This window comes from Saccharothrix sp. AJ9571, assembly GCF_021725495.1.
GTDB lineage: Bacteria > Actinomycetota > Actinomycetes > Mycobacteriales > Pseudonocardiaceae > Amycolatopsis > Amycolatopsis magusensis.
In genome coordinates, this window is the sequence record NZ_CP091382.1 from 63,571 (window position 1) to 90,141 (window position 26,571).

Here is a 26,571-nt window from a genome sequence, read left to right on the forward strand (position 1 = left end):
TTCACATGCCTCCATCACTCGAAGATGCATTAGGTATAGCCGTCACCAACCTAATGAGTCAACCCCGTGATGTAGCATTAGCCCATGTTTCCGCTGCTGGGCGAACCGCTGGCGCTGGACCTGGTCAACACCCGGGACTCGACCGGCGAGCTGCTGCCGACCACCGGCGCGCTCGCGACCTGGCTCGACGCGCAGGCCGGACGGCTCACCGCCGCCCCCGCCACCGAGGCCGCGCTCGAGGCGGTCACCGGCATCCGCGCGCACATCGCCACGGCCGTCGAAGAAGCGCGGCACGGCAGGCGTCCGCCGGCGTCCGCGTTGCGCGCGCTGACCGAAGCGCAGCGCGCGGCGCCCGCCTACCGGGAGCTGACCTGGGACGGTTCGACGGTCGTCGTCCGCTCGCGCCGGGACGGCGACCGCGTCGCCCAGCTCGTCGCCGAACTCGCCGAAGCGGCCGCCGACCTGCTCGGCAGCGACTCGATCACCCGTGTCACGAACTGCGAGGCCGAGGACTGCCTGCTGCTGTTCCTGCCCGCGCACCCCCGCCGCCGCTGGTGCTCACCGGCGGTCTGCGGCAACCGGGCCCGGGTGGCGCGGTACTACCAGAAGCACAAGAACTGACTCCGGGCCGGAACGGGGATCTTCCAACTCACCCATCCGTGTGGCAAGGTCCTGCCTCAACCGGACCGAGCGCGGAGGTCAACATGGTCGAGTCGAATCCCCAGGTGCAGCACCGCCTCCCGGTCCGGAAGCTGTTCGCCGCGAGCGTGGGCAACGCGCTCGAGTGGTTCGACTGGACCATCTACGCGACCTTCAGCATCTACTTCGCCGCCGCCTTCTTCCCCGGCGAACTGTCCCAGGTGAACACCTTCGCCACCTACGCGCTGGCGTTCTTCTTCCGCCCGCTGGGCGGCTACCTGCTCGGCCGGTTCGCCGACCTCAAGGGCCGCAAGCCGGCGATGATCCTGACCATCGTGCTGATGGCGGGCGGCTCGGTGATGATCGGCGTGCTGCCCACCTACGAGCAGGTCGGGTGGCTGGCGCCGATCCTGCTGCTGCTGGCCAGGGTGGCGCAGGGCCTCTCGCTCGGCGGCGAGGTGTCCAACGCCTCGGCCTACCTCGGCGAGATCGCCCCGGCCCCGCGCCGTGGCCGGTACTCCTCTTTCTTCTACATCTCCACCGGCACCGCGGTGCTGATCGCCTCCGTGCTCGGTTACGTGCTCGCCGAGACGCTGACCAAGGACGACCTCAACTCGTGGGGCTGGCGCATCCCGTTCCTGCTCGGCGGGGTGATGGGGCTGATCGGGCTGTGGCTGCGGCGCAGCCTCGTGGAGACCGAGCAGTTCGAGCAGAACAAGTCGACCGCGCGCCGGGTGGAGCGCCCGCTGCTGACCACCCTGCGCGAGCACCCGAAGTCGGTCGGCAGGCTGATCGGCTTCACCATGCTCTCCACGCTCTGCTACTACACCTTCTTCAGCGCGCTGACCCCGTTCGCGGTGAAGACCCGCAAGGCCGACGACACCGAGGTGTTCCTGGCGCTGTCGATCGCCACCGCGTTGTTCGTCGCACTGCAGTACCCGATGGGCGCGCTGGCCGACCGCTACGGCCGCAAACCGCAGCTCCTGGTGTGGTCGGCGGCCATCGCGGTGCTGATCATCCCGCTGTCCACTTTGGTCCGGCCGGGCTTCGGGAACCTGCTGGTGGTCTTCTGCGTCGGCCTCGGCCTGTACACCGCGATGACCTCCATCGCGCCCGCGATCATGTCCGAGCTGTTCCCGACCGAGTTGCGCGCGCTGGGCATCGGCGCCTGGTACAACCTGACCGTCGCGATCTTCGGCGGCACCGCGCCACTGCTGATCAGCTGGCTGGCCACGATCGGGCAGCCGAACCTGTTCTTCATCTACGTGGCAGGCGGCGCCGCGGTCGCCTTCCTGGTGATCCTGACCCTGCCCGAGACGAAGGGCAGCGAGCTGCGCTGATCACTCGCGTGCGGCCACCAGCGAAACCGGTGACGGGCGGGTCGCCAGCACCGTGGTCCACACGCTGGTCACGCCCACCGCGGTGAACGCACCGGCGGCGAGGAAACCGAGCAGCCGCCACGGCACCGCGACCACCGGCATGCCGACCAGCACCCCGGCCAGGGTGAGGCAGCCGAGGCCCAGCCCGATCACGGTCACCGCCCACGCCTCGATCAGCGCCATCCACACCACCTGCCGCCGGGTCAGCCCGGTCACCCGCGCGGCGGCGAACTCGACCCCGCGCTCGGCCCCCGCCATCACCACCGCGTTGACCACGGCGACCGCCGCGTAGAGCCCGGAAAGTCCCATCAGCGCGGCCAGGAACGCGGTGTTGTCGCGCTGCTGCTCCTCCACATCGGCGGTGATCCAGTCGTCCAAAGTGGATACCTGTCCGACGTTCACCACGGCCGGGTCGGCGCCGGGCGCCAGCCGGACCAGCGAGACCGCGGGCGCCTCGGCGACGACTTCGGCGGGCACGGCTTCCCTGGGCAGCAGGAAGCTGGCGCCCTCCGCGACGGTCTCCGGCATCACCGCCACCACCCGCAACTGCTTCTCGCCGCCGGGGAACGTGGCGCGCACCGAATCGCCGACCCGGATGCCTTCGCCCACGAGCGCGGGCCCGACCGCGATGGTGTCTCCGCGCAGTTCGGCCAGGTCACCCGCGCGCGGCCGGATCAGGTGCGCCTCGCGGTAGGCGGCCGGATCGACCACCGTCAGGCCGTCGTAGTAGTTCTCCGTGCGTGACCAGCCTTGTTCGCGCAGTCCGGCCTGGATGTGGATGGGCACCGAGACCTCCACCGAAACCCCGGCCACCCCGGGGAGCGCGGCGATCCGGTCGGCCTCGGCGCCGGTCGACTCGACCACCAGATCACCCACCGTGGTGCGCTGCTGCTCCTGCTCGCTCAGCTCGGTCAGCGAGGCCATCGTGCCCGCCAGCCCCAGCACCAGCCCGGTCAGCACGATCAGCGGGGCGGCGGTCGACGCGCTGCGGCGCACGCCGTCGCGCAGGTTCGCCTCGGCGACCTGGCCGAGCACGGTGGACCTCAGCAGCAGCCCGAGCACGCGCCCGGCCAGCGGCACCACCAGCGGGCTCAGCACGCTCAACCCGGCCGCGCCGACGATGGCCACCAGCATGGACATCGCCAGCGCCCCGGCCAGTTCCACCCGTTGCGCGAGCACCACCAGCCCGGCGCAGAAGGCGACCATGGACAGTCCGGTCAGCCAGCGGCCGACGGTCATCACCCGGTGCACGGAACCGCTGTCCCGCAACGCTTCCAGCGGCCGGACCGCGGCCGCCCGGCGAGCCGCGCTGAGCACGCCGAGCAGGGACACCCCGATGCCGACGAAGCCCGAAACCCACAGCACGCGGGGATCCCACGTGGCCGAGAAGTCGTCCGGCACCAGGCCGAGCGCGTTCAGCAACCACGACTGCGGCCAGGTCGCCACCACGCCGAGCGGCACCCCGAGCGCGGTGCCGGTCACCCCAAGCAGCAACGCTTCGGCGAGCAGCAGCCGGTACAACTGCCCGCGCCCGCCGCCGACCAGCCGCAGCAGCGCGAGTTCACGCCGCCGTTGCGCCACGGTGAACGCGAACGTGGAGCCGACGATGAAGAAGCCGAGGAAACCGGACAGCAGCACGGTCATGCCCATCAGCGTGGCCGCGCCGTCGAACCCGGACCGGACGCGATCCGCGGTGGCCGGATCGAGCCCGTCCGGGATCCGCGCCCGTGCCGTCGACCCCATCAGCAGCAGCGAGGACTGCACCAGCGCCACCCCGAGCGCCACGGTGAGCAGCGCACCCCCGAACAACCTGCGCTTGTCCCCGAACGTGCTCACCGAAAGCCGCAGCATCACGACTCCAGGCTCGCGAGCCGGTCGGCCACCTGCCGGGCGGTGGGCCGGTCCAGGCGGTCGACGAGCCTGCCGTCGGACAGGAACACCACCGCGTCCGCGGCGGCCGCCGCCATCGGGTCGTGGGTCACCATCACCACGGTCTGCCGCGCGTGGTCGACCATCTCCCGGAGCAGCCGCAGCACCCCGCGCGCCGACTTCGAATCCAACGCCCCGGTGGGTTCGTCGGCGAACAACACGGCGGGCCGGGTCACCATCGCGCGGGCGATCGCCACCCGCTGCTGCTGCCCGCCGGACAGCTCGCGCGGCCGGTGCCGGATCCGGTCACCCAGCCCGACCGACGCCAGCACCGCGTGCACCTCGTCCTTCGCCACGCGGGCTCCGGCCAACCGCAACGGCAGCGCGACGTTCTGCTCGGCGGTCAGCGCGCCCAGCAGGTTGAAGCTCTGGAAGACGAAGCCGATGGCACTGCGGCGCAACGCGGTGAGCGCGCTGTCGGGAGCGAGGGTGATGTCGTTGCCGAGCAGCACCACCCGCCCGCCACTGACCCGGTCCAGCCCGGCGGCGCAGTGCAGCAGGGTGGACTTGCCCGAGCCGGACGGCCCCATCACCGCGGTCCAGGTGCCCGGCGGGAAGCCGATGCTGACCCGGTCGAGCGCACGCACCCTGGCCTGCCGCTCGCCGTACTCCCTGGTCACCTCCCAGAGCTCGATGGCTGGCACCACGCGTATCCCGGCTTCCGCACTCACCCGCCCAGCAAACCGGGCGGACCGGGGTGCGGGCACTACCGCCAGCGCCCGGATCGGGGGTATAGCCAGGTATACCTACTCGGCGCTGCTCCGATGAGTCCGCTCGGCCTCGCACTGCCCCCGCCCGCGCGCCCCGGCAATGCTATGAGTGGGGGGTGGTCTCAACCGATGGTTGCAACTTAGGTTGGTTGGGATAGTAGTTCACGTAGGCATCGGGCTGGTGTGTGCCAGCCCAGTGTCTGGCGTGGGCGGTTGTTGAGTTCGGTGGCGACGTGGGCGAGGTCTTGGGCGGTGTGGGTCGTCAGGTTGGTGTGTTTGGGGAAGTACTGGCGGAGTAGTCCGTTGGTGTTTTCGTTGGAGCCGCGTTGCCAGGGGCTGGCGGGGTCGGCGAAGTAGATGGGCATCCGGGTGGCCAGGGTGATGTCGGGGTGGCGGGCCATTTCGTTGCCGCGGTCCCAGGTCATGGAGCGGCGTAGATGCTGGGGCAGGGCGGTGATGGCGGGGATCATCGCGTCACGGACCTGTTCGGCGGTGTGCCCGTCGGGCAGGTGGAGCAGGATGACGAAGCGGGTGGAGCGCTCGACCAGGGTCCCGATCGCGGAGGTGTTGGCGCTGCCGAGGATGAGGTCGCCTTCCCAGTGTCCGGGTACTGCGCGGTCGGCGGCTTCGGCGGGGCGCTGGGAGATCGGGATCGGGTGGCCCAGTTTCGAGGTTTGCGCGCGGGCGCGGGCCCGGTTACGCGGGACCCGCAGTGCCCGCCCGGTGCGCAAACAGGCGGCCAGTTCCCGCCGCAGCGCACCCCGGGCCTGGACGAACAGTGATTGGTAGATCGCTTCCGGGCTGATGCGCATGCCGGGGTCGTCGGGGAACTGCTCGGGCAGGGTGGCGCTGATCTGCGCGGGGGACCATTTCTGGTTCAGCCCGGCCTGGACCTGCTCACGCAGTTGCCGGTGCACGGCCAGTTTCGCCGGTTTCGGCCGTTTGCCGCGTTCGCGGGCCAGTTCGTGCGCGACCGAGGCCCGGTAGTGTTCTCGCGCATCGGTGCCGGCGTGTTCGGTGCCCAGCACCCGGCCCACGGTGCGGTCGATCTCCCGGCCGATGGTGGACTTGTCCCGCCCCAGCCGGGCGGCGATCTGCGTGTTGGACTCACCCCGGGCGATCCCCACCGCGATCTCCTCCCGCTCGGCCAGGCTCAAAAACCGGCCCGACCCCGGCCGGGGAATCCTCGCGTTCGCACTCACCCCACCAGCCTGAGCGAACCACCGCCGCCCTGTCTCGTGCGACACGCCCACCACCCGCGACGCCGCCCGCACCGACAACCCCGCCCGCACCCCCTCCCAAAACCCCGCCACCACACCCACCGGCAACAACCGACGACCCATCACAACCCCTCCTCACTCAGGAGTTGCAACCACCGCTAGACACCGCGGGGCATTACTTGCATTCAACGCTAGTAATGCCCCACTCATAGCGTTCGGCCGAGGGAACAGGCGAGGTCGCTTGGGCGCGGAGAGCGCGACCTTGGCTTACCGGAGGAGCGGCTAGGGTCGGCTCGTGACGACGGCGCTCGACGCACTGGGCACGCGGCGGTTCCTGCTCGGCCGCTGGCCGTGGCGCGCGGCTGCCTACCTGCTCAGCTCGCTGGCCACGGCTTCGGCCGCCGCGGGCGCGCTCTGCCTGCTCTGCCTGCCGTGGCTGGTGCTGGTCGCCGAGTCCTTTTCGGACCGCACGGGACCGGCCGCGGTGCTGCTCGCCCTCGGCGCGCTGACCTTCGGCCTGGGCGGGCCGCTGGTGGCGCTGCCGCTGGCCGGGCTGGAACGCCGGCGCCTGCGGCTGGTGGACCCGCGCCCGGTCACCTCGGGGCATCGGCGGCCGTCCGCGCCGGGGCTCGATTCCTGGGTGCGCACCCGGTACACCGAGGCCGCCACCTGGCGCGAACTGGGTTACGCGGTGCTGCTGGGCACGGTTGTGCTCGCCGCCTGCGGGGCGGTGGTCGTGTTCGCCGTGCTGGCCGGGGCGTTGCTGACGAGCCCGCTGCTGGTCGGCGGTGGCGCGGTGTCGGTCGGCTTCCTGACCATCGGCACGCTCGGCGAGTCCGTCTGGGGCGCGCTCGCCGGGCTCGGGCTGCTCGTCGCGCTCGCCTACCTCGGCAGCCTGGTCGCCGGGTTGCACGGCATGCTGGCCAGGACGTTGCTGCAGGGCGATCAGCTGGTCGAGGTGGCGCGGTCGCGCGCCCGGCTGGTCGACGCCTTCGAAGCCGAACGGCGGCGCATCGAGCGCGACCTGCACGACGGCGCCCAGCAGCGGCTGGTGAGCCTGACCCTGCGCCTCGGCCTCGCCCGCCTGGACCTGCCGGCGGATTCGCCTGCCGCGCGGCAACTCGCCGACGCGCACGACGAAGCCAAGTTGCTGATGGCCGAGCTGCGCGAGTTCATCCACGGCATCCGCCCGCAGGTGCTCACCGAACGCGGTCTGCCGGCCGCGCTGGGTGAGCTGGCCGACCGCTCGGCCGTGCCGGTGACCGTCCACAGTGCACTGCGAGGGCGGCTGCCCGGCTCGGTCGAGGGCACCGCCTACTTCGTCGCCTCGGAGGCGCTGGCCAACGCCGCCAAGCACAGCGGGGCCACGGCGGTCGAAATCGACGTGCGGCTTGAACGCGGTTCACTGCTGCTGGAGATCCGGGACGACGGGCACGGCGGAGCCGATCCCCTGCGCGGCACGGGATTGACCGGCTTGGCCGACCGGGTCGCGGTGCTCGACGGCAGAATGGTCCTGTCCAGTCCGGCCGGTGGGCCGACCATTGTGCGTGTGGAGCTGCCTTGTCCTTCCCAGTAGGGGGTCGTCCCCCGTGCGGACCACACCAGGTGGTGCTCGCCGAAGACGGCGTGCTCCTGCGCGAGGGCCTGGCCGGACTGCTCACCCGCTTCGGTTTCGAGGTGGTCGCCGCCGTCGGGGATGCCGGCGAACTGGCTCGCGCGGTCGCCGAACACCGCCCCGACCTGGTGGTCACCGACATCCGGATGCCGCCGGACTTCACCGACGAAGGCCTGCGTGCCGCTGTCGAACTGCGCCGGGCGCATCCGGGGCTGGCGGTGCTCGCGCTGAGCCAGTACGTCGAGCGCAGCGGCGCCGCCGAACTGCTGGACTCCGGGGACGGGCGCGGCGTGGGGTACCTGCTCAAGGACCGCGTGGTCGACGTCGAGGAGTTCGCCACCGCGCTGCGGCAGGTGGTGGCCGGGGGCACGGTGGTGGACCCGCAGGTGGTGCGGCAGTTGCTCAGCCGCCACCGCGACCCGCTGAACCGGTTGTCCGCCAGGGAGACCGAGGTGCTGGCGCTGGTCGCCGAGGGGCACTCCAACACCGAGATCGCGCGGCGGCTGGTCGTCTCCGAGGCGGCGATCGCCAAGCACGTGGGCAACATCCTGACCAAACTGGACCTGCCGCCCGCCGCGGACACCAACCGGCGGGTGCTCGCCGTGCTCGCCTATCTACGGAGATAATCGCGACACTGTTTCAATGACACTGTTTCGATTATGGACAAATCGGCGGACATAGGGGAACGTCCAGGCTCACCGTACGTCTGAGCAGTTACCACCCCTGGCGAGAGGCAGCTGTGAACCACCCGAGCGACCCACCCACCGAGCGTGAGCTGAAAGCCGCGGCCGGGCTGCTCGAAGACGAGCTCGACCGGCTCGTCGACGAGTACAGCCGGATCTCGGCACAGGACCCGGCCGTCGGCGTGCAGCCGAGCCTGGCCAACTACCTGGTGCGGAGCACCGAACCGCCGATCCTGGCCGCGTTGCTGGCCGCCGCGATCGCCCGCCTGGCCTGAGTCAGCGGCCGAACGGCACCAGATCGTCGGCGTGCACGACCTCCCGCCGTTGTTCGGCGGGCAGGTCGTGGCTCGAGCGGCCGATCATCTCCGGCAGTTCCACCGCGTCGAAGGCGACCACCCCGCGCGCGACCACCCGCTGCGCCGGGTCGACCAGGTCCACCACGTCCCCGGCCTCGAAGTCACCGTCGACGCCGGTGATCCCGGCGGCGAGCAGGGACCGGCGCCTGCGCGCCACCGCGGCCACCGCGCCGTCGTCGAGGTGCAGGCGGCCACGGGCGTCCGTGGCGTAACCGAGCCAGAACCGCCGTGCCGAGAGACGACTGTTCGCGGCCGCGAACGCGGTGCCCACTTCGGCTTCACCGAGCGCGTCGGCCGCCTGCGCGGCCCCCGCGAGCAGCACCGGGATGCCCGCCGCGGCGGCGGTCCTGGCGGCGGCCAGCTTGGACACCATGCCGCCGGTGCCCAGCCCCGAACTCGACATGCCGACGGTGATGCCGTCGACGTCGGCCTCGCCGGTCACCTCGTCGATCCGGCGGGTGGCCCCGGAACGCGGGTCCCCGTCGTAGAGGCCGTCCACATCGGACAACAGGACCAGCGCGTCGGCGGCGACCAGGTGCGCCACCAGCGCGGCAAGCCGGTCGTTGTCGCCGAACTTGATCTCCTCGGTGGCCACCGTGTCGTTCTCGTTGACCACCGGGACCGCGCCGAGCGCGAGCAACCGCGAGAAGGTGCGCTGCGCGTTGCGGTAGTGCGCGCGGCGGACCACGTCGTCCGAGGTGAGGAGCACCTGGCCGACGGTCAGGGAGTACCGGCCGAACGACTCGCCGTAGGCGTGTGCGAGCGCGAGCTGGCCCACGCTCGCCGCGGCCTGTTGCGAAGCGAGGTCACGGGGGCGCTTGGCCAGCGACAACGGCGCCAGGCCCGCCCCGATCGCGCCGGACGAGACCAGCACGATCTGGCTGCCCGCGCTGATGCGTGCGGCGATCGCGTCCACCAGCGCGTCGAGCCTGCGCACGTCGAGGCCGTCACCCGCGGTGGTCAGCGCCGAGGAACCGACCTTGACCACCAGCCGCCGGGCGCCCGAAACCGCCCGCCGCGTCTCACTCACCTTCGGACTCCTCGTCCGGGCCGTCACGCCGGACGCGCCGGGCTTCCTTGCGCTCGGACGCGCTGATCCGGTCCGTGCCTTCGAGCCGCACATCGGTGCCGCGGCCGGAAAGGTGCACCGCCGCGCCCGGGGTGGAGGGCTGCCATTCGAACGAGATGTCGCCGATGGTGACCTGGCTGCCCGGCACCGCACCCTTGCGGGCCAGCGCGTCTTCGACGCCGAGCCGGTTCAGCCGGTCGGCGAGGTACCCGACGGCTTCGTCGTTGCCGAAGTCCGTCTGCCGGATCCAGCGCTCCGGCCGGACGCCGTGCACGACGAAGGCACCTTCCTCCTCCGGATCGGGCTCGACGGTGAACCCGCTGTCGTCCACCGCCAGCGGCTTGAGCACCACCTTCTCCGCCTCGGGCGGCGGCTGCTCGGCCCGGTAGCGCTCGACCACCGCGCCGAGCGCGTAGGTCAGCTCGCGCAGGCCCTTGCGCGACGCCGTGGAGACCTCGAAGACCGCCAGGCCGCGCTCCTCGAACTCCGGGCGCACCAGTTCGGCGAGGTCGGCCGCGTCGGGCACGTCCACCTTGTTCAACACCACCACGCGCGGCCGGTCGGCCAGATCGCCGCCCAGGCTCGGGGTGTAGCGGGCCAGCTCCGCCTCCAGCGCGTCCACATCGGACACGGGATCGCGGTCGGGTTCGAAGGTGGCGCAGTCGACCACGTGCACCAGCACCGCGCAGCGCTCGATGTGCCGCAGGAAGTCCAGGCCGAGGCCCTTGCCCTGGCTGGCACCGGGGATCAGCCCCGGCACGTCGGCCATGGTGAACACGGTGTCGCCCGCGGTGATCACGCCGAGGTTCGGCACCAGCGTGGTGAACGGGTAGTCGGCGATCTTCGGCTTGGCCGCCGACAGCACCGAAATCAGCGAGGACTTGCCCGCCGAGGGGAAGCCGACCAGGCCGACGTCGGCGACCGAACGCAGCTCCAGCACCAGATCGCGGGCCTCGCCCGGCTCACCGAGCAGCGCGAACCCGGGTGCCCTGCGGGCCTTGGACGCCAGCGCGGCGTTGCCGAGCCCGCCCCGGCCGCCCTGGGCCGCGACGAAGGTGGTGCCGGGGCCGATCAGGTCGGCGAGCACCTCACCGCGCTCGGTCATCACCACCGTGCCGTCCGGCACGTGCAGTTCCAGGGTCTCGCCCGCGGCCCCGGACCGGTTGCTGCCCTGGCCGATCTTGCCGTTGCCCGCCCGCGCGTGCGGGCGGAAGTGGAAGTCGAGCAGGGTGTGCACGTTGGGGTCGACGATCAGCAGCACATCACCGCCGTTGCCGCCGTTGCCGCCGTCGGGACCGCCGAGCGGCTTGAACTTCTCACGGTGCACCGAGGCGCAGCCGTTCCCACCGTTGCCGGCGGCCAGATGGATCACCGCACGGTCGACGAACCGGGACGCCATTGCCTGCCCTCTCCAGAAAACTGCTGTCTACATGCGAACGGGCGGCGCGGTCCGCGTATGACGCAGACCACACCGCCCGGTGGTGTTCGCTCGGTCGGAGGCTCAGGCCTCGACCGGCACGATGTTGACCGTCTTGCGGCCGCGCTTGGAACCGAACTCGACCGAGCCGTGATCCAGCGCGAACAGGGTGTCGTCACTGCCGCGACCGACGTTCACGCCCGGGTGGAACTTGGTGCCGCGCTGGCGGATGAGGATCTCGCCCGCCTTGACGACCTGGCCACCGAACCGCTTGACGCCGAGGTACTGCGGGTTCGAGTCACGACCGTTGCGGGAGCTGGACGCGCCCTTCTTGTGTGCCATGGCTGCCTGAACCCCTTACTTGGTGATGCCGGTGACTTCGAGGCGGGTCAGCTTCTGCCGGTGACCCTGCCGCTTGTGGTAGCCGGTCTTGTTCTTGAACTTGTGGATGCGGATCTTGGGACCCTTGGTCTGCTCGACGACCTTGCCGGTGACCGAGACCTTCGCGAGCGCGTCGGCGTCCGTGGTGACATCTCCGCCATCCACGTACAGCACGGCGGGGAAGGTGAGTTCGGTGCCCGGCTCGCCCTCGAGCTTCTCGACCTCGACGACGTCGCCGACGGCCACCTTGTACTGCTTGCCGCCGGTCTTGACGATCGCGTACGCCGACACGGGTGTCTCCTGCTAACTCGACAATAGGGTGGGGGCTTGTACGCGCCGCCCGCGAGCTACCGCGTGCTGGTGGGCGCACAATGCTGGCCTGCCACTACGGGCTGGCCGTCTTACAGGTTACGTGCCACCCCGGATCACGGGACAACCGGGGTGGCCTAACCCTGTCTTCTAGCTGTTCTCGTTGGCCGTGACCGGCGGACCCGCCGGCCGGGAGGCCACCCGGCGAGCACGCCGCCGGGTCGTCTTCGCCGCCGGAGCGGGCACGGACACCTCAGGCACCTCTTCGGCGGCCTGAGCGGCCTGGGGCGTCTCAGTTTCGGCCTGCACGGTCGCGGGGGACTCGGCGGGCACTTCCTGTGCCTCCTCGTCCTTCACGGCCTCGGCAGGCTCAGCTGCCTCCTGCACGGCTTCGGGCTGGGCTTCAGGCTGCGCTTCGGGCTGCTCGGCCTGCGCAGGCTCCTGCGCCGCCTCGGGCTGCCCTGCCGTCCCGGCCTTCACCGGCTCGTCGGCCTTCTCGGCCTGCGCTTCCCCGCCCGGCTCGGGCAGTTCGGCCTGCTGTGCCGCCGCGGCCTGCTCGGCCTGGGCGCGGCGCTCCGCCCTCGAAATCCGCTCACGCTTGCGCGTTCCCGGCTGTCCGCCCGTTCCCGCCTTGATCGGCTCGTCGGCCTTCTCGGCGAGCGCGCCTTCCTCGGCGGGCTGCTCCGGAGCGCGCCCGTTCAACGCGGGCGCGGCTTCGGTGCTCTCGGTGTTCTCGGTGCCTTCGGTGACTTCGCCGCCTTCGGACTCGCCGGTCTTCGGCTTCGAGGCCTTCGCCACCGCCTGCACGGCCGTGACCACCGACTCGCGCTGAGGCGCGGGGATCTCGGCCTTCGGGGCCTCGACCGGCTGCTCCTCGGCCTTGTTGCGGCCACGCGAGCGCCGGGACGGCCCGTGCTGGTGCCCGCCGCCACCGTTGTTGCCGCCGGAGGCGTTCTTCTGCTGGTCGGTGGAGACCACCACCCCGCGGCCCTTGCAGTGCTCGCAGGTGGTGGAGAAGGCCTCCAGCAGCCCGGTGCCGACCTTCTTGCGGGTCATCTGCACCAGGCCCAGCGAGGTCACCTCGGCGACCTGGTGGCGGGTGCGGTCGCGGCCGAGGCACTCGGTCAGCCGACGCAGCACCAGCTCGCGGTTGGACTCCAGCACCATGTCGATGAAGTCGATGACGATGATGCCGCCGATGTCGCGCAGCCGCAGCTGGCGCACGATCTCCTCGGCCGACTCCAGGTTGTTCCTGGTCACCGTCTCCTCGAGGTTGCCGCCGGAGCCGGTGAACTTGCCGGTGTTGACGTCGATGACGGTCATCGCCTCGGTGCGGTCGATCACCAGGTAGCCGCCGGAGGGCAGCCACACCTTGCGGTCGAGCGCCTTGGTGATCTGCTCGTCGATCCGGTACTCGGCGAAGACGTCCCCGTTGCCGGTGTAGCGCTTGAGCCGGTCGGCCAGGTCGGGCGCGACGTGGCTGACGTAGCCCTGGATGATCTCCCACGCCGTCGAACCCTGGACCTCGAGCTTCGCGAAGTCCTCGGTGAACAGGTCGCGGACCACCTTGACCAGCAGGTCCGGCTCTTCGTAGAGCAGGGTCGGCGCGCCGGACTTCTTGCCCTTGCTCGCGTCCGCCTTCTCCTTGATGACGTCCCACTGCACCTTCAGGCGGCGCACGTCGCGGTCCAGCTCCTCCTCGACGATGCCCTCGGAGGCGGTGCGGATGATCACGCCCGCGTCTTCGGGCACGATCCGCTTGAGGATGTCCTTGAGACGGCGGCGCTCGTTCTCCGGCAGCTTGCGCGAGATCCCGGTGGCACCGCCGGCTGGCACGTAGACCAGGAAGCGGCCGGGCAGCGAGATCTGCGTGGTCAGCCGGGCGCCCTTGTGCCCGACCGGGTCCTTGGTGACCTGCACCAGCACGCTGTCACCGGTGGACAGCGCCTGCTCGATCTTGCGCGCCTTGCCCTCCAGGCCGGCGGCGTCCCAGTCGACCTCACCGGCGTAGAGCACGGCGTTGCGGCCGCGGCCGATGTCGATGAACGCGGCCTCCATCGAGGGCAGCACGTTCTGCACGCGCCCGAGGTAGACGTTGCCGACGATCGAGCCGCTGCCCGACGAGGTGACGAAGTGCTCGACCAGCACGCCGTCCTCGAGCACGCCGATCTGCGTCTCTTCGCCCTTTTCGGCGACGACCATGGTGCGCTCGACGGCTTCGCGGCGGGCGAGGAACTCGGCCTCGGACAGGATCGGAGCGCGGCGGCGGCCTGCCTCGCGGCCGTCACGGCGGCGCTGGCGCTTGGCCTCCAGCCGGGTGGAGCCGCGCACGCTGCGCACCTCGTCCCTGGCCGGCTTCTCGCCACCGGAGGAGTCGCCGCCGCCCTTGTCCGCCTTGCTCTGGCGGACGTGGACCACGGTGTTGGGCGGGTCGTCGGCGCTGGCGGCGTTCTCGCCGTCCTCCTCGCCACTGGCCTTGCGGCGACGGCGACGACGGCGACGCGAACGGCTGCTTTCCTCGCCTTCGGTGTCGTCGGCGGCCTCGTCGGCTTCCTCGGCCTTCTCGGGCCTGTCAGCCTTCTCCGCCTTGTCGGCGGGGGCTTCCTCGGCCTTGGCCTTCTTGCCGTTGCCGGTGTCCTTGGGCTCCGGCTTGGCTTCGGGCTCGTCGAAGTCGCTGTCGTCCCTGGCGTCGTCGCCACCCTTGCCGCGACCACGGCCGCGACGGCCACGGCGGCGGCGACGGCGACCGGCGGCCTCGTCGTCCTCATCGCCGTGGAGACCCTGGTCCCCGGCGGTGTCCTCGTCGGCCTCGGCCTGCTCCGGCTCGGGCTCCGGTGTGCGCTTGACCGGGGCCGCGGCGGGCTCCGGCGGCAGGAACACCGGCGACGGCGCCGCGAACAGCGGCACGTGCACGGCCGGGCGAGCCGGTTCGGGCTCCGGCTCGGGTTCCGGCTCGGGAGCGGCTTCGACGGCGGTCACCGGGGCAGTGGGTGCCACGGGTGTCTCGGGGGCCTCGGCCACCGCGGCCACCTGCTCCGGCGCGACCTCGTCGGCGGTGACCCCGAGGGCCTCCGCGACCTGGACCGCGACCTCCTTGGGCACGCTGGACTGCGCACTGCGCGCGCTGACGCCCAGCTCCACGAGCTGCTTGAGCACCTCACGGCTGCTCGACCCGAGCAGCTTCGCCAATGCGTGCACCCGGATACGGGCGGGCAGGTCGGCCAGCGGGCCGTTCTCCGATGCGGTCGCAGGTGTGGCGGGATTCCCGCCGGTGTTCTCGGCGGGTGTGTCCGCGTTCGACATATATCTCCTCCGCCCCCGGGCGCGTCTGCCAGCCTCGAACGGCTGGAAGGACGCGGCCGCGCAGGGGCCCCTTCCTGTGCTGTTCCGCCGTGGTGGGCACCGACGGCGGGAATCCTTGCTACCTGGAACGGCGCCGGAACCCGCCCGGCTGCCCGTCCTCGGCAGTCTGCTCGGCGACGCGCCGGCTGGGCACGGGGCGGTCACGCCCCCTGTTTCAGATCGTCTAGCCGCCGGTGGAGGCGGCGACGACGGGCTCGTTCAGCAGGTCACCGGGCCACCGCGCCGGTGGACCCCGCGCGGCGCGCGGCGACTCCCGGCCCAGGGGCCACCCCGAGTATCCCACACACCGCGGTGGATACCGCGTACTCGGTACCAGCTCATCGGGTTACGGCTGGCTGAAGCCCGGCCGGACCCGCGACACGCCAGGTAGTGTGAAAACGGCCACTACCACTTCCGGGCAACCAGCCGGGGGAACTTCGGCCGACCGCTTGTCCGGGGTCGCCGCCGGTGATTACCGTGCGGATCGTGAGGTCGGGGGACCCGCTGAGCTGAACCTTTTTCGCCGAGATGGAGGTACCCGTGCGGCTGCGTGCGAGCACGGTCCTCGCGGGCGCGGTGCTGGTGCTGACCGGCCAGGCGCTGCTCCCGGTTCCCGCCGTGGGCGCGGAACCGGAGTGCGCACCCGGTGCCCGCAACCTGCGCTACGTCGTGCTGTTCGACCGCGGCACCCCCGCCGAGGAAGCCGCGGCCGAGGTGAAGGGCGCGTGCGGGCGGAGCACGGCGTACTACCCGCAGGTCGCGATCGGCGTGGCCACCTCGGCCGACGCCGGGTTCGCCGAGCGGCTGGGGCCGGGCCGGGCGTTCAGCGCGCAGGCCGTGCGGGGGTCCAAGTCGCGGTCCGAAGCGAAAGCCAAGGTGACCACCACCGATCCGGACGCGGTGCCGCGTGCCGACCGCACCGCCGAGCAGTGGGACATGCGCGCGACCGGCGCCGACCGCGCGCGCCGGATCTCGCCGGGCAGCCCGGACGTGGTCGTCGGCGTGCTGGACAGCGGAATCGACGCCGCGCACCCGGACCTGGCGCCCGCACTGGTCCCCGAGGAGTCGGTGAGCTGCCTGACCGGCGCCGCGGACACGAGCGAGAAGGCCTGGCAGCCGACCACGTCCACGCACGGCACGCACGTCGCGGGCACCATCGCCGCCGCGGACGACGGCCGCGGCACCACCGGCGTGGCGCCGGGCGTGCGGATCGCGTCGATCAAGGTCATCGACGACCGCGGGTACGTCGACCCGGAAGCCGCCGTGTGCGGCCTGCTCTGGGCGGCGGACCACGGGATGGCGGTGACGAACAGCAGTTTCTTCGTGAACCCGTGGTCGCTGTCGTGCACGGCCGGGGACCGGGTGCTGCAGGAGGCGCTGGCGCGCACGGTCGAATACGTGGACGGCCAAGGCACCCTGAACGTCGCCGCCGCCACGAACGAGGCGGTGAACCTGGTGCCGTCGCCACGCAACGGGCGGGCCAAGCGGGGTGGCTGCTCAGCGCTGCCCGCGGGCCTGCGGGACGTGGTGGCGGTCTCGGCGGTGAGTTCGGGCGGGGTGAAGGCGGGATACAGCTCGTACGGCCTCGGGGTGATCGACCTGACCGCGCCGGGCGGCGAGGCGGGCGAATGCGTGCTGTCGACCGTGCCGGGCGGGTATGCCCCCTTGTGCGGCACCTCGATGGCGGCCCCGCATGTGACGGGTGTGGCCGCCCTGCTGGCCTCGAACCACCCGGGCTGGGGCCCGGCCCCACTGCGGCGGGCGCTGCAAACGCAGGCGACCCCGATGAACTGCCCCGCCGACTACGACCTCACCGGCGACGGCACCCAAGACGCCTACTGCTCCGGCTACGGCGCCTTCAACGGCTTCTACGGCCACGGCCTCGTAAACGCCCACGCCGCCACCACCCCCTAACCCCCACCCCGCGCCGCTCGGCCCCGCCCCCGCGCAAGTGGGGAACTCAGCTGCACGAGTGCGGAGTTCAGGCGCCCGAACGTGGAACTCGGCTGCACGAACGTGGGGTTCGGGTGCACGAGTGTGGGACTCGCGGCGGCCCCGGCTTCGGCGAACCCCACACTCAGGCAGCCGAACCCCACGTTCAGACACCCGAACCCCACACTCAGGTAGCCGAGTCCCACGTTCCGGCAGGCGAGTCCCACACTCGGGTAGGCGGGCCCCACGTTCAGGCAGCCGAGTTCTGCACTCGGGCACGCGAAGTCCACGTTCGGGCAGGCGAGTCCCACAGTCAGGCGGGCGAAGGCCACGTTGGTGCACCCGAGGTCCGCGTTCGGGCAGCCGAACCCCACGTTGGTGCGGCCGAGTTTCACGTTTGGGCGGGCGGGTCCTCACTCGTGCGGGCGAAGGCCACGTTGGTGCGGCCGGGGTCCGCGGTCGGGTGGGGGGTTAGCGGAGGAGCATTTTGTGTAGGCGGGTGGAGGCCAGCCAGAGGCCGGCGGCGGCCATGGTGAGCAGGTAGGCGAGGTGGCCGAGCATGGACCAGCCGACGAAGCCGGTGGCGAGGCCGCGCATGAGTTCGATGCCGTGGTAGAGCGGCAGGCAGCTGACGACGTACTGCAGGGCTTCCGGGTAGACGCTCAGCGGGTAGAACGTCGTGGAGAACAGGAACATCGGCATCAGCACCAGCTGGATGTAGTCGAACTGGCTGGTGGACCGCAGGAACGTGGCGCACCCCATGCCCACCGCGGCGAAGCCGAACGAGATGAGGATCGCGGCGGGCAGCAGCAGGACGGCCCAAGGCGAGGTGAGCAGGCCCATGGTGCCCATGACGGCGACGAAGGCGGTCGAGTACGAGGCACCTCGCAGGACGGCGAAGCCGATTTCGCCGAGGGCGATGTCCAGCGGGCCGATGGGGGTGGCCAGCATGGCGTCGTACAGCTTCGCGTACCGGAAGCGGAAGAAGACGTTGTACGTCGAGTCGAAGACGGCACCGTTCATCGCCGATGCCGCCAGCAGGCCCGGCGCCACGAAGGCGACGTAGCTCATCACCTGCCCGCCAGGCCCGACCACTTCCCCGACCAGCCTGCCGAAGCCGATCTGGAACGCCAGCAGGTAGAACAGCGGCTCCAGCGCCCCGGAGGCGAACACCAGCCACGCCCGCGAGTACACCAGGATCGACCGTTCGAGCAGGAACTTCGCCCGCCCCGCGTAGAGCGAAGGCGGCAGTACCCGCAGCAGCAGGCCCTTCGACGGGACCTCCGACGACACCACCACGCCTCACACCACCAGCCGCTTGTAGAAGTACCGGCGGGCGAGCACGAAGCCCCCGGCGAACAACGCGATCAGGAACGCCGCGTGTCCCAGGCCCGGCAGCAGGTCCAGCGTGCCGAGCGTGACCCCGCGCGCCAACTCCGTGCCGTGCCACAGCGGGGAAATCCACGCCAGCCACCGCAACGCCAGGGGGATCTGGTCGATCGGGAAGAACGTGCCGGCGAACAGGGTCATCGGCATCACCACGAAGCGGAACAGCGTGGCGAACCGGGTGCCCTCGTCGTAGGTGCTCGCGGCGAACGCGGACACCGGTGCCGCGCACGCCAGCCCGGTGGCCACGCCGACCACCACGACCAGCAGCGCCCCCGCGTTCAGCCAGCCGCCCAGCAGCAGCGCCATCAGCGCGTAGACCGCGCCCGCCAGTGCCAGCCGCAGCGCGACCCACAGCAGGTGCCCGCCGAGCACCTGGCCCGGCGAGATCGGCGTGGCGGTGGCCGCCAGGTAGTCCTTCTGCCACTTGAACCCGGACAGCACCGGGTAGGTCGACTCCCCGACAGCCAGCATCATCGACGCCGACACCAGCAGCGCCGGCGCGACGTAGTGCAGGTAGGACAGCCCGCCGGTGGCCGTGCCCGGCTGCACCTGCGAGCCGAAGCCCAGCCCCATCGCGGCCAGGAAGAACAACGGCTGCAAGCCGGTGGAGTACAGGTTGGACCGCCAGTACCGGCGGTACCACAGCCAGTGCCCCTCCACCCGCAGCACCGCGCCACGCCACGAACCCACCACGCGCCCGGTGGACAGCACCTCGGTCATCAGTCCACCAGCGTCCGGCCGGTGAGCTTGAGGAACACGTCCTCCAGCGTGCTGCGGCGGACCAGGCTCGACACCGGCCGCACCCCGCGCGCGTGCGCCTGCTCCAGCGCGGCTTCCCCGGCCGAGGTGTAGAGCAGCAGCCTGTCCGGCAGCACCTCGATCCGCTCGGCCAGCGACTCCACCTCGGGCACGGCGGCGGCCTGCTCCCCCGGCGCGAACCGCAGCTCGAGCACCTCCCGGGTGGAGAACCGCGCGATCAACTCCGCGGGCGAGCCTTCGGCGGCGATGCGGCCGCCGTCCATCACCACCAGCCGATCGCACAACTGCTCGGCTTCATCCATGTAGTGCGTCGTGATGATGAGCGTGACGCCCTGGGACTTCAGCCGGAACAGCCTGTCCCACAGCAGGTGCCGGGCTTGCGGGTCGAGCCCGGTGGTCGGTTCGTCGAGCAGCAGCAGTTCCGGGTCGTTCACCAGCGAGCGGGCGATGGTCAGCCGGCGCTTCATCCCGCCGGAAAGCGCCTCGACCTCACCGTCGGCCTTCTCGGTCAGCTGCGCGAACTCCATCAGCTCGACCGCCTTCTTCCGCACGTGCGCACGCGAAAGCCCGAAGTAGCGGCCGTAGACCTGGAGGTTCTGCCGGACGGTGAGCTCGGCGTCGAGGTTGTCCAGCTGGGGCACCACGCCGATCCGCGCGCGGATGCGCGGGCCCTCGGCATCCGGATCGAGCCCGAGCACCTTCAGTTCGCCGTCCGAGCGCGGGGAGACGCTCGCGATCATCCGCATGGTCGACGACTTGCCCGCGCCGTTCGGCCCGAGGAAGCCGAACGCCTCCCCGCGCCGGACCTCGACGTCGATCCCCCGGACGGCCTCGAACTCGCCGAAGCGCTTCACCAGCGCCTTGGCCTGGACCATCGGCCCGTCGAAAGTGCTTTCTCCCACACCAGGCACTGTGCCACGCGGCACCGACAGTTTTCGAGCGGTTATCGCAGGCGCTTGCTCATCACCACGTTGGTCTCGGCGTACCCGGCGCCCCGGTAGAGCGCCCGCGCGGTGGTGTTGTCGCCGAAGACGTGGAGCTGGATGGAATCCAGCCCCAGCGCCGTCACCTCGGTCTCGAGCGCGGCCATCATCGCCTTGCCGTAGCCCTTCCCGCGCTCGGCCTCGGCGACCTCGATGTTGTAGAGGTACGCCGAGCGGCCGTGGTCACCGTCCCGCTCGGCGAGCCACAGCGTGCCGACCACGCGGCCGTCGTCCCGCGCGACGAAGAAGTGGTGCGCCGGGCTGGCCAGCCCACCGGGCAACAGGGTCTGGTGCGCCTCTTCGGACAGCCGTTCCGCGTCCGCGGCGGGCCAGTTCCCGGCCTGCACCTTCGCTTCGGCGTACGCCACCACCAGGTGCTCGCGGTAGATCGCGAACTCCTCTTCGGTCATCGGTACGAGCGCGAACCCCAAACCCGGCCCCCAGCGGTCACAGGGTCACCGGGATGGTGACCGTCCGGCGCACCCCGTTGACCTCCAGCGTCAGTTCCGCCGACCCCGGCCGCAGCCCGGTGAGCAGGCCCGTGCCCGGGTCGAACGACGCGACCGCGGCCCCGGCCGGGCCGCCGCCGACGTGGGTGCCGGTGCCGCCGATCCAGTCGGCGCTCACCGGGTAGGCCACCGGAACGGCCCGTCCACCCTGGTTCACCGTACCGAAGACCGCCGCCCGGGTGCCGATCGCGAGCGAAGCGGGCGCGGTCAGCGTCAGGTCGTCCACGTGCGGCCGGGTCTGGATCTCCACCTCGGCACCCAGGTGCAGCAGGGTCCAGCCGGTGAACCCGCCCACGCCGGGGGCCGCGGCGGGTGCCTTGCCCGCGTTGCCGTTGATCAGGAACGGCACACCGTCCACTCGGGACACGTGGAACACCCCGGCGTGGGAGGCGACCGCCGCGGCCGGCTTGCCGGACCGCTCCTCGAACGCGGTCATCCAGGTACGCAGCAGTTCGGCTTCCTTGGCGTCGGCGAGCTGCGAATTCCCGGTCGGGCTCGGGTCGCGCGTCGGGTGGTGCATGGCGACCACGACCCCGCGCACGGCGTTGTCCGTTTCGGCGCTGTCGAGTGCTTCGCGCAGTATCCGCACCTGCTCGAACCCGCCGGCACGCAGGCTGCCGCGCGAGGAGTCGAGCAGCACCAGCCGGACCCCGTTGAGGTCGGTGACCCGGTGCGGGGCCCCGAATTCCGCCTGGAACTCGGCCAGTCCCTTGCCGCCGTCGGCTTCGTGGTTGCCCGGCACGTAGTACCAGGGCACGCGCCCGTCCAGTTCCTCGGTGATGATCCGCCGCGCCAGGTCGAAGTCGGCGGCCAGGCCGCGGTCGACGAAGTCACCGTTGATCACCACGACGTCCGGTTCCGCCGCCACCGCCTCGCGGAGCGTGCGCCGGGCCTGGGTCACCAGCGGACCGGTGGGCGCGTCCGCGGTGAACTGCGCGTCGCTGACCACGGCCACCTTCAGGCCGTCGTCGCCGAGCACACCGTCGGTGAGCACCGCGGGGTCGCGCTCGGCCGGGTCGCCCGGCGCCTCCGCCGAGGCCGCCACCTTCAGCGTCAGGTCGTCGAACACCAGCCTGCCTTCGTACTGCTGGTCCGGCACGTTCTCCACGGCGTAGAACCGGGTCAGCCGCTGCCCGGACGGCAGCCCGGCGGGCAGGCTGCCCTCCACGTACCGCCAGCCGGTCCAGTCCACCGCCAGCGTCAGGTCCACGATGGACGCCACGTTCGAAGCATCCCGCAGTTCGGCGCGCAGCCAGGCGCCCTTGCCGTCCCCGTTGACCCACACGCCGACCTTCTGCGTACCGGCGGGCAGGCTGAACGGCGTGGTCGCGTTGACGTAGGCCGCGCGCGTGGCGGTGGTGCCGCTGAGGCGGTAGTCCAGTGCCAGGCCGCGACCGCCGTCACGCCCCTCGGCCTCGCTCAGCGCCGCGCCGACCGCGGCCGGGTACACCGACGGCGACCACCCGGCCGGACCATCCAAAGGCGACAGTGCGCGCGACTCGCTGCCCACCGAGATGACGAAGTGCGTGACCAGCCCGGCCGCCTTCGCGGTCACCACGGTCGCACCGGCGGGCACCAGCGCGGTCACCGCGAACCGGTCACCGGCGGGGTCGACCCGGACCACCGCCGGGTCGAACTCCAGCCGCACGTCGGCGGGATCGATCCAGGTGCCGTAGCCGTCCGCGTCGTAGCCGTAGACCTGGAAGTCACCGGCCGCACCGGCACCGGACAACGCGACCTGCTCGGTGCTCGTGCCCAGCCGGACGGGCTCGCCCAGCACGGTCAACTCGGTGCTGCCCCGGGTGCCGCGGTAGCTCGCCTCCACCTCGACCCTGGCGCGTTCTCCGGGCGTGGCCAGGAAAACGCCGTCCCGCACGATGCCGCGCGAGCTGCGCCAGATCGGCTTCACCGGCACGGCGGCGCCGCTTTCGTCGTGCGCGCCCGCGACCAGCCGCCGGGACAGGCCGGGCAGCACGCGGTCGGCGTCCTCGGTCTCCTGCTCAGGGTGCGGCGCGAAACCGGTCAGCTTGCCGCTTCCCGGCGTGGTCGCGAAGCCGATTCCGTTGGGCACGGTTCGCTCGCCGCCGTCGGACGGCGAGTTGCGCACGGATGCCGCCGCGTCACCCTCCTCGCGCGCGAGCAGCGTGGACGAGCCACCGCCGTCGAGGTTGATCGCGTCGTCCGCGCCGAGCGACCGCATGTGCCGCGCGAGTTCCAGTTCCGTCATGCCGCGACTGTCCACCTGCCGTCCATCCACTGTGGACAGCCACATCCGGCTGCCGTCGGCGGAGAAGCCGACCGCCGTGCGCGGGTGCATGGCCACCGCGTCGACCGCCTGCACCTGACCGTCGCTCAGCAGCACCTTGTTGCCGCCGACCGCGACCGCGATCTCACCGGCGTCACTGCGGGGTGCGTACGCCACCGGAACGGGGTCGCCGACGGCGAGCCCGGCCAGTGCGTCCACCCCGGCGTCGCGGGCGAGCAGGATCGTGCTGCCCGCGGCGATCGGGCCGTCCACCGGCTGCGGGCGGAGCTGGGCGACCACGCCGTCGCGCAGTTCGACCTCCAGCACCTTCGCCGCTCCGGCGACCGAGGTCTTGCGGGAAGCGCTGCCCCACAACGGGGTGTAGACGCCGATGCCGTCCGGCGGCAGCACCGCGCCGTTGAAGTTGGTCGCCCGCACGGGACCGGCGGGCAGGGTGATCGTGGCGTCGAGGAACACCGAAGCGAGCCGCGCCTTGCCTTCGGCGGTGATCGCGGCGGTGAAGTTGTGCCCCTTCGCGGGCGCGGTGTGCAGCTGCCCGTCACCGATGCCGACGCCCAGCGGCGCGCCGGTCGCGTTGATGTCGAAGAAATCGCCGTTCACCCCGGCGACCGCACCCGCGGACGCGAGTTGCCCGGACAGCGGCGCGCGAGCGCTCACCGAACCGGGACTGAGGTACGCGGGTCTCAGCGAGCCCGTGGCGAGGTCGACCTCCAGCGTGTCGCCCCGGATCCAGCCGAGCGGGTCGAAGCGGTCGAACTCGGTGAGGCTGAGCCCCGGCGCCACCTCGCTGGTCGCGGAGCCGGTGACCAGCCCGTCGTCCGGCGCGGCCGTCGCGACGCGGGCCGTGGCTTCCCCGGACGACGAAGCGGCCGGGGCAGATTCGACCGGCACCGGGCCGAGCGGCGCGGCCAGTGGATCGGCCGCCGCCACCACCGGCGGCATCGCCAGCAGCCCGGCGAGCACCAGCACCGCACCCGAACGTGACTTCCCCACGAGCCGCACCCCTGTCCAGTCGATGGTCTGGACCTCAGCTCAGCGCATGGAAATCGCCAGGGGAAGACGCCGAGGTGAACGTCAGCCGAACCGCGCAGCCGAACCGGACACCCTGGCGCGGATCCCGCGGAAATGCGCCTCCACGGCCGCGTGCAGCGCGGGCTCGTCACGGCGGCGCAACGCTTCGAGGATGTCGCGGTGCCACCCCGCGATCACCGCCGGTGTCTCGCCTTCGCTGCGCGGCAGATCGTCGTCGAGGGAGCGGAAGACGCGCCAGAACACACGCAGCAGTTCGAGCACCAGGTCGTTGCCGAGCGGGCGGTAGAGCGTCTCGTGGAACAGCCAGTCGGCCTCGGGCGCGAACTCCCCGTTGTGCGCGCGCTCTTCCATGGTCCGGACCGCCGATTCCAGCACGTCGAGCTCCACCGCGTCCCCGGCGGCGAGCACCCGGCTGGTCAGCCCGGCTTCGAGCACCTCGCGGACTTCCAGCAGCTCACGGATGTCGGTGAGGTCGCCGCGGACCGACAGCGCGCCGCGGAAGGCCAGCCCCGCCTCCAAACCGGACAGCGACACCCCGCCGACATAGGTGCCGTAACCGTGCCGGATGTCGACGATGCCCTGCGCTTCCAGCGCCTTCATCGCCTCGCGCAACGGGTTGCGGCCGACCTCCAGTTCCCGCATCAGCTCGAGCTCGGTGGGCAGCAGCGCGCCCGGTGGCAGGCCGCGGTCCACGATCAGCCGTTTGACCGATTCACGCAGCGCCCGCTGGTTCGCCGACATTTTGCCCTCCCCTCACCGCGGCACTACCTTACCGCTGAGATAGGACATCCTATGTCCAGTGGCGGAGGAGGGTCGGATGGCGGTCTCGCGCGCCCAGCGCCGGGCGTTCTTCGCCGCCTGGCTCGGCTACCTGCTCGACGGCTTCGACTTCATCCTGATCACCCTGGTGCTCACCGACATCGCCGCCGAATTCCGCCTGGACCTGCCCCAGGCGGCGACGCTGGTCTCGGCGGCCTTCGTCTCGCGCTGGCTGGGCGGGCTGGTGCTCGGGGCGATCGCCGACCGGTACGGCCGCAAGCCCGCGATGATCCTGGCGATCCTGGCGTTCTCGCTCGGCAGCGGGCTGTGCGGGTTCGCCTGGGACTACTGGTCGCTGTTCGCCTTCCGCGCGATCGTCGGCGTCGGCATGGCGGGCGAGTACGGGTCCAGCGCCACGTACGTGATGGAGTCCTGGCCGAAGCACATGCGCAACCGCGCCACCGGGTTCCTGCTGTCGGCCTACCCGGTCGGGACCGTGCTCGCCGCGTTCGCCTACCAGCTGATCGTGCCGTCCGGCGGGTGGCGCTGGCTGTTCTACGCCGGGCTGGTGCCGATCGCGCTGACCCTCTACCTGCGGCGTTCACTGCCGGAGGCGGCCGAATGGGAACGCGAGGGCGGCGGTTCGTCCGTCCTGTTCGCGCCGGGTCGGCGGCTGGTGAACGCCCTGCTCGCGGCGGTGATCACCACGGCACTGGTGCTCGTCTTCAGCCGGACGGCCACCGGCTGGCCGCTGATCGTGCTGGTGGTGGCCGGGCTGTTCGTGCTGACCGTGCAGCTGGCGGGACGCCGGTGGCCGGTGGTGCTCGGGGTGATCGCCACGGTGTTCTGCGCGTTCCTGTACTCGTGGCCGATCCAGTCGCTGCTGCCGACGTACCTGAAGACCGGGCTCGGCTACGACCCCGGTGCGGTGGCGACCGCGCTGACCTGGGCGGGGCTGGGGTACGCGGCGGGCTCGTGCCTGGCCGGGGTGCTCGGCGACCGGCTCGGGACGCGGCGGGCGTACGTGCTGGGGCTGTTCGCCTCGCTGGCGTTCGTCTTCCCGGTGTTCGCGCTGCCCGCGGGGAACGTGGTGCTGCTGTGGGTGCTGCTGTTCGGGATGCAGGCCACCAGTCAGGGCATCTCGGGGCTGCTGCCGAAGTACATCGCCGACCACTTCCCGACCCGGATGCGGGCGGCGGGTCTCGGCTTCTCGTACAACGTGGGCGCCTTGGGCGGGGCGGTGGCGCCACTGGCGGGCGCGGCGATCGCGGAGGACATCGGCCTCGGCAACGCCCTCACCCTGCTGGCCGTGGTGCTCACGCTCGTGGTCGCCGGGCTCATCGGCTTCAACGTCCCGGCCCGGCTGGAACGCTATGAGTGGGGCATTACTTGCAAATAGAAAACCGCGCGCAGCTCCGTTGAGGGTGGAGGTGGGCGACGGGAGGGCGCAAGTAATGCCCCATTCCTAGCATTGGGATCAGTTCGGGAACCAGAGCTTCAGCTCGCGCTCGGCCGACTCGGCGGAGTCGGAGCCGTGCACCAGGTTGTACTGGACCTCGAGCGCGAAGTCGCCGCGGATGGTGCCCGGGGTGGCCTTCTCCACCGGGTCGGTGCCACCGGCGAGCTGCCGGAACGCCGAGATCGCGCGGGTGCCCTCGACCGCGATGGCGACCAGCGGGCCGGAGGTGATGAAGTCGACCAGCTCGCCGAAGAACGGCTTGTCCTTGTGCTCGGCGTAGTGCTCCTCGGCGACCGAACGCTCGACGGTGCGCAGCTCCAGCTGGGCCAGGGTCAGGCCCTTGCGCTCGATCCGGGAGATGACCTCGCCGACCAGTCCGCGCTTGACGCCGTCGGGCTTGACCAGAACAAGGGTGCGCTCACTCACGGGTGATT

22 protein-coding genes are annotated in these 26,571 nt (G+C 71.5%); 7 read left to right on the forward strand and 15 right to left on the reverse strand.

Annotated features, from left to right (window positions below; genetic code table 11):
* Positions 1-84 precede the first annotated feature (84 nt).
* Complete coding sequence (locus tag L3Q67_RS00345; protein WP_499187588.1) at positions 85-621, forward strand: CGNR zinc finger domain-containing protein; 537 nt, start codon at positions 85-87, stop codon at positions 619-621.
* An 83-nt stretch (positions 622-704) separates the two neighbouring features.
* Positions 705-1,979 (forward strand): MFS transporter, encoded by a 1,275-nt coding sequence (locus L3Q67_RS00350; RefSeq protein WP_499187589.1) that lies wholly within the window; start codon positions 705-707, stop codon positions 1,977-1,979.
* On the opposite strand, the gene L3Q67_RS00355 is transcribed toward L3Q67_RS00350, so the two are convergent.
* The 3 genes from L3Q67_RS00355 to L3Q67_RS00365 all read right to left on the reverse strand — a co-directional run bounded on the left by L3Q67_RS00355 (position 1,980) and on the right by L3Q67_RS00365 (position 6,000).
* Entirely contained in the window at positions 1,980-3,869 is a 1,890-nt protein-coding gene (locus L3Q67_RS00355) for an ABC transporter permease family protein (RefSeq protein ID WP_499187590.1), read from the reverse strand.
* On the reverse strand, positions 3,869-4,600 hold the full coding sequence (locus tag L3Q67_RS00360; protein WP_372444218.1) for an ABC transporter ATP-binding protein: 732 nt from the start codon (positions 4,598-4,600) through the stop codon (positions 3,869-3,871). The genes L3Q67_RS00355 and L3Q67_RS00360 overlap by 1 nt, the downstream gene beginning before the upstream one ends.
* 197 nt (positions 4,601-4,797) lie before the next feature.
* The gene (locus L3Q67_RS00365) at positions 4,798-6,000 is read right to left on the reverse strand and encodes an IS30 family transposase (protein WP_499184553.1); all 1,203 of its coding nucleotides are present in this window, start codon (positions 5,998-6,000) and stop codon (positions 4,798-4,800) included.
* 172 nt (positions 6,001-6,172) lie between these two features.
* Here L3Q67_RS00365 and L3Q67_RS00370 point away from each other — a divergent pair, with 172 nt between their 5' ends.
* The 3 genes from L3Q67_RS00370 to L3Q67_RS00380 all read left to right on the forward strand — a co-directional run bounded on the left by L3Q67_RS00370 (position 6,173) and on the right by L3Q67_RS00380 (position 8,450).
* Positions 6,173-7,453 carry a sensor histidine kinase gene (locus L3Q67_RS00370; RefSeq protein ID WP_499187591.1) on the forward strand — a complete coding sequence of 427 codons (1,281 nt, stop codon included), beginning with the start codon at positions 6,173-6,175 and terminating at the stop codon, positions 7,451-7,453.
* Between the two features lie 32 nt (positions 7,454-7,485).
* Positions 7,486-8,118 carry a response regulator transcription factor gene (locus L3Q67_RS00375; protein WP_499191399.1) on the forward strand — a complete coding sequence of 211 codons (633 nt, stop codon included), beginning with the start codon at positions 7,486-7,488 and terminating at the stop codon, positions 8,116-8,118.
* 113 nt (positions 8,119-8,231) lie between these two features.
* Positions 8,232-8,450: a hypothetical protein gene (locus L3Q67_RS00380; protein ID WP_209664898.1), complete on the forward strand. Its 219-nt coding sequence runs from the start codon at positions 8,232-8,234 to the stop codon at positions 8,448-8,450.
* Between the two features lies 1 nt (position 8,451).
* On the opposite strand, the gene proB is transcribed toward L3Q67_RS00380, so the two are convergent.
* From proB to L3Q67_RS00405, 5 genes are all read right to left on the reverse strand, one after another.
* Positions 8,452-9,561, reverse strand: coding sequence for a glutamate 5-kinase (gene proB / locus L3Q67_RS00385; RefSeq protein ID WP_499187592.1), 1,110 nt, complete (start codon positions 9,559-9,561; stop codon positions 8,452-8,454).
* A complete protein-coding gene (obgE, locus tag L3Q67_RS00390; RefSeq protein WP_499187593.1) occupies positions 9,554-10,999 on the reverse strand; it encodes a GTPase Obg in 1,446 nt (481 codons plus the stop codon). Before obgE ends, proB begins: the two co-directional genes overlap by 8 nt.
* 102 nt (positions 11,000-11,101) lie before the next feature.
* Entirely contained in the window at positions 11,102-11,359 is a 258-nt protein-coding gene (gene rpmA, locus L3Q67_RS00395; RefSeq protein WP_499187594.1) for a bL27 family ribosomal protein, read from the reverse strand.
* A 15-nt stretch (positions 11,360-11,374) separates the two neighbouring features.
* Positions 11,375-11,689 carry a 50S ribosomal protein L21 gene (gene rplU, locus L3Q67_RS00400; protein WP_209664894.1) on the reverse strand — a complete coding sequence of 105 codons (315 nt, stop codon included), beginning with the start codon at positions 11,687-11,689 and terminating at the stop codon, positions 11,375-11,377.
* A gap of 168 nt (positions 11,690-11,857) precedes the next feature.
* Positions 11,858-15,010 (reverse strand): translation initiation factor IF-2 N-terminal domain-containing protein, encoded by a 3,153-nt coding sequence (locus tag L3Q67_RS00405; protein WP_499187595.1) that lies wholly within the window; start codon positions 15,008-15,010, stop codon positions 11,858-11,860.
* A gap of 567 nt (positions 15,011-15,577) precedes the next feature.
* Here L3Q67_RS00405 and L3Q67_RS00410 point away from each other — a divergent pair.
* The gene (locus L3Q67_RS00410) at positions 15,578-16,963 is read left to right on the forward strand and encodes a S8 family peptidase (protein WP_499187596.1); all 1,386 of its coding nucleotides are present in this window, start codon (positions 15,578-15,580) and stop codon (positions 16,961-16,963) included.
* 489 nt (positions 16,964-17,452) lie between these two features.
* Here L3Q67_RS00410 and L3Q67_RS00415 read toward each other — a convergent pair whose 3' ends face one another.
* The 6 genes from L3Q67_RS00415 to L3Q67_RS00440 form a co-directional block, all read right to left on the reverse strand.
* On the reverse strand, positions 17,453-18,280 hold the full coding sequence (locus L3Q67_RS00415) for an ABC transporter permease (RefSeq protein ID WP_499187597.1): 828 nt from the start codon (positions 18,278-18,280) through the stop codon (positions 17,453-17,455).
* Between the two features lie 3 nt (positions 18,281-18,283).
* Complete coding sequence (locus L3Q67_RS00420; protein ID WP_499187598.1) at positions 18,284-19,090, reverse strand: ABC transporter permease; 807 nt, start codon at positions 19,088-19,090, stop codon at positions 18,284-18,286.
* Positions 19,090-20,004 carry an ABC transporter ATP-binding protein gene (locus tag L3Q67_RS00425; protein ID WP_282770031.1) on the reverse strand — a complete coding sequence of 305 codons (915 nt, stop codon included), beginning with the start codon at positions 20,002-20,004 and terminating at the stop codon, positions 19,090-19,092. Before L3Q67_RS00425 ends, L3Q67_RS00420 begins: the two co-directional genes overlap by 1 nt.
* Positions 20,005-20,072: 68 nt before the next feature.
* Positions 20,073-20,522 carry a GNAT family N-acetyltransferase gene (locus L3Q67_RS00430; RefSeq protein ID WP_499187599.1) on the reverse strand — a complete coding sequence of 150 codons (450 nt, stop codon included), beginning with the start codon at positions 20,520-20,522 and terminating at the stop codon, positions 20,073-20,075.
* 37 nt (positions 20,523-20,559) lie between these two features.
* A complete protein-coding gene (locus tag L3Q67_RS00435) occupies positions 20,560-23,829 on the reverse strand; it encodes a phosphodiester glycosidase family protein (RefSeq protein WP_499191400.1) in 3,270 nt (1,089 codons plus the stop codon).
* Between the two features lie 132 nt (positions 23,830-23,961).
* The gene (locus tag L3Q67_RS00440; RefSeq protein ID WP_499187600.1) at positions 23,962-24,660 is read right to left on the reverse strand and encodes a FadR/GntR family transcriptional regulator; all 699 of its coding nucleotides are present in this window, start codon (positions 24,658-24,660) and stop codon (positions 23,962-23,964) included.
* A 76-nt stretch (positions 24,661-24,736) separates the two neighbouring features.
* Here L3Q67_RS00440 and L3Q67_RS00445 point away from each other — a divergent pair, with 76 nt between their 5' ends.
* Positions 24,737-26,077, forward strand: a complete 1,341-nt coding sequence (locus L3Q67_RS00445) for a sialate:H+ symport family MFS transporter (protein WP_499187601.1) — start codon at positions 24,737-24,739, stop codon at positions 26,075-26,077.
* Positions 26,078-26,155: 78 nt separating this feature from the next.
* Here the strand turns inward: L3Q67_RS00445 and ndk are convergent, their stop codons facing one another.
* Positions 26,156-26,563 carry a nucleoside-diphosphate kinase gene (gene ndk / locus L3Q67_RS00450; protein WP_209664887.1) on the reverse strand — a complete coding sequence of 136 codons (408 nt, stop codon included), beginning with the start codon at positions 26,561-26,563 and terminating at the stop codon, positions 26,156-26,158.
* Positions 26,564-26,571 lie beyond the last annotated feature (8 nt).

Excerpts from the sequence above, each read along its gene's own strand:
- L3Q67_RS00345 (WP_499187588.1), top strand. The coding sequence starts at position 85 with ATGTTTCCGCTGCTGGGCGAACCGCTGGCGCTGGACCTGGTCAACACC.
- L3Q67_RS00350 (WP_499187589.1), top strand. The coding sequence starts at position 705 with ATGGTCGAGTCGAATCCCCAGGTGCAGCACCGCCTCCCGGTCCGGAAG.
- L3Q67_RS00355 (WP_499187590.1), bottom strand. The coding sequence starts at position 3,869 with ATGCTGCGGCTTTCGGTGAGCACGTTCGGGGACAAGCGCAGGTTGTTC.
- L3Q67_RS00365 (WP_499184553.1), bottom strand. The coding sequence starts at position 6,000 with ATGGGTCGTCGGTTGTTGCCGGTGGGTGTGGTGGCGGGGTTTTGGGAG.
- obgE (WP_499187593.1), bottom strand. The coding sequence starts at position 10,999 with ATGGCGTCCCGGTTCGTCGACCGTGCGGTGATCCATCTGGCCGCCGGC.
- rpmA (WP_499187594.1), bottom strand. The coding sequence starts at position 11,359 with ATGGCACACAAGAAGGGCGCGTCCAGCTCCCGCAACGGTCGTGACTCG.
- L3Q67_RS00405 (WP_499187595.1), bottom strand. The coding sequence starts at position 15,010 with ATGTCGAACGCGGACACACCCGCCGAGAACACCGGCGGGAATCCCGCC.
- L3Q67_RS00410 (WP_499187596.1), top strand. The coding sequence starts at position 15,578 with ATGGAGGTACCCGTGCGGCTGCGTGCGAGCACGGTCCTCGCGGGCGCG.
- L3Q67_RS00420 (WP_499187598.1), bottom strand. The coding sequence starts at position 19,090 with ATGACCGAGGTGCTGTCCACCGGGCGCGTGGTGGGTTCGTGGCGTGGC.
- L3Q67_RS00425 (WP_282770031.1), bottom strand. The coding sequence starts at position 20,004 with ATGGTCCAGGCCAAGGCGCTGGTGAAGCGCTTCGGCGAGTTCGAGGCC.
- L3Q67_RS00430 (WP_499187599.1), bottom strand. The coding sequence starts at position 20,522 with ATGACCGAAGAGGAGTTCGCGATCTACCGCGAGCACCTGGTGGTGGCG.
- L3Q67_RS00435 (WP_499191400.1), bottom strand. The coding sequence starts at position 23,829 with ATGCCGCCGGTGGTGGCGGCGGCCGATCCACTGGCCGCGCCGCTCGGC.
- L3Q67_RS00440 (WP_499187600.1), bottom strand. The coding sequence starts at position 24,660 with ATGTCGGCGAACCAGCGGGCGCTGCGTGAATCGGTCAAACGGCTGATC.
- L3Q67_RS00445 (WP_499187601.1), top strand. The coding sequence starts at position 24,737 with ATGGCGGTCTCGCGCGCCCAGCGCCGGGCGTTCTTCGCCGCCTGGCTC.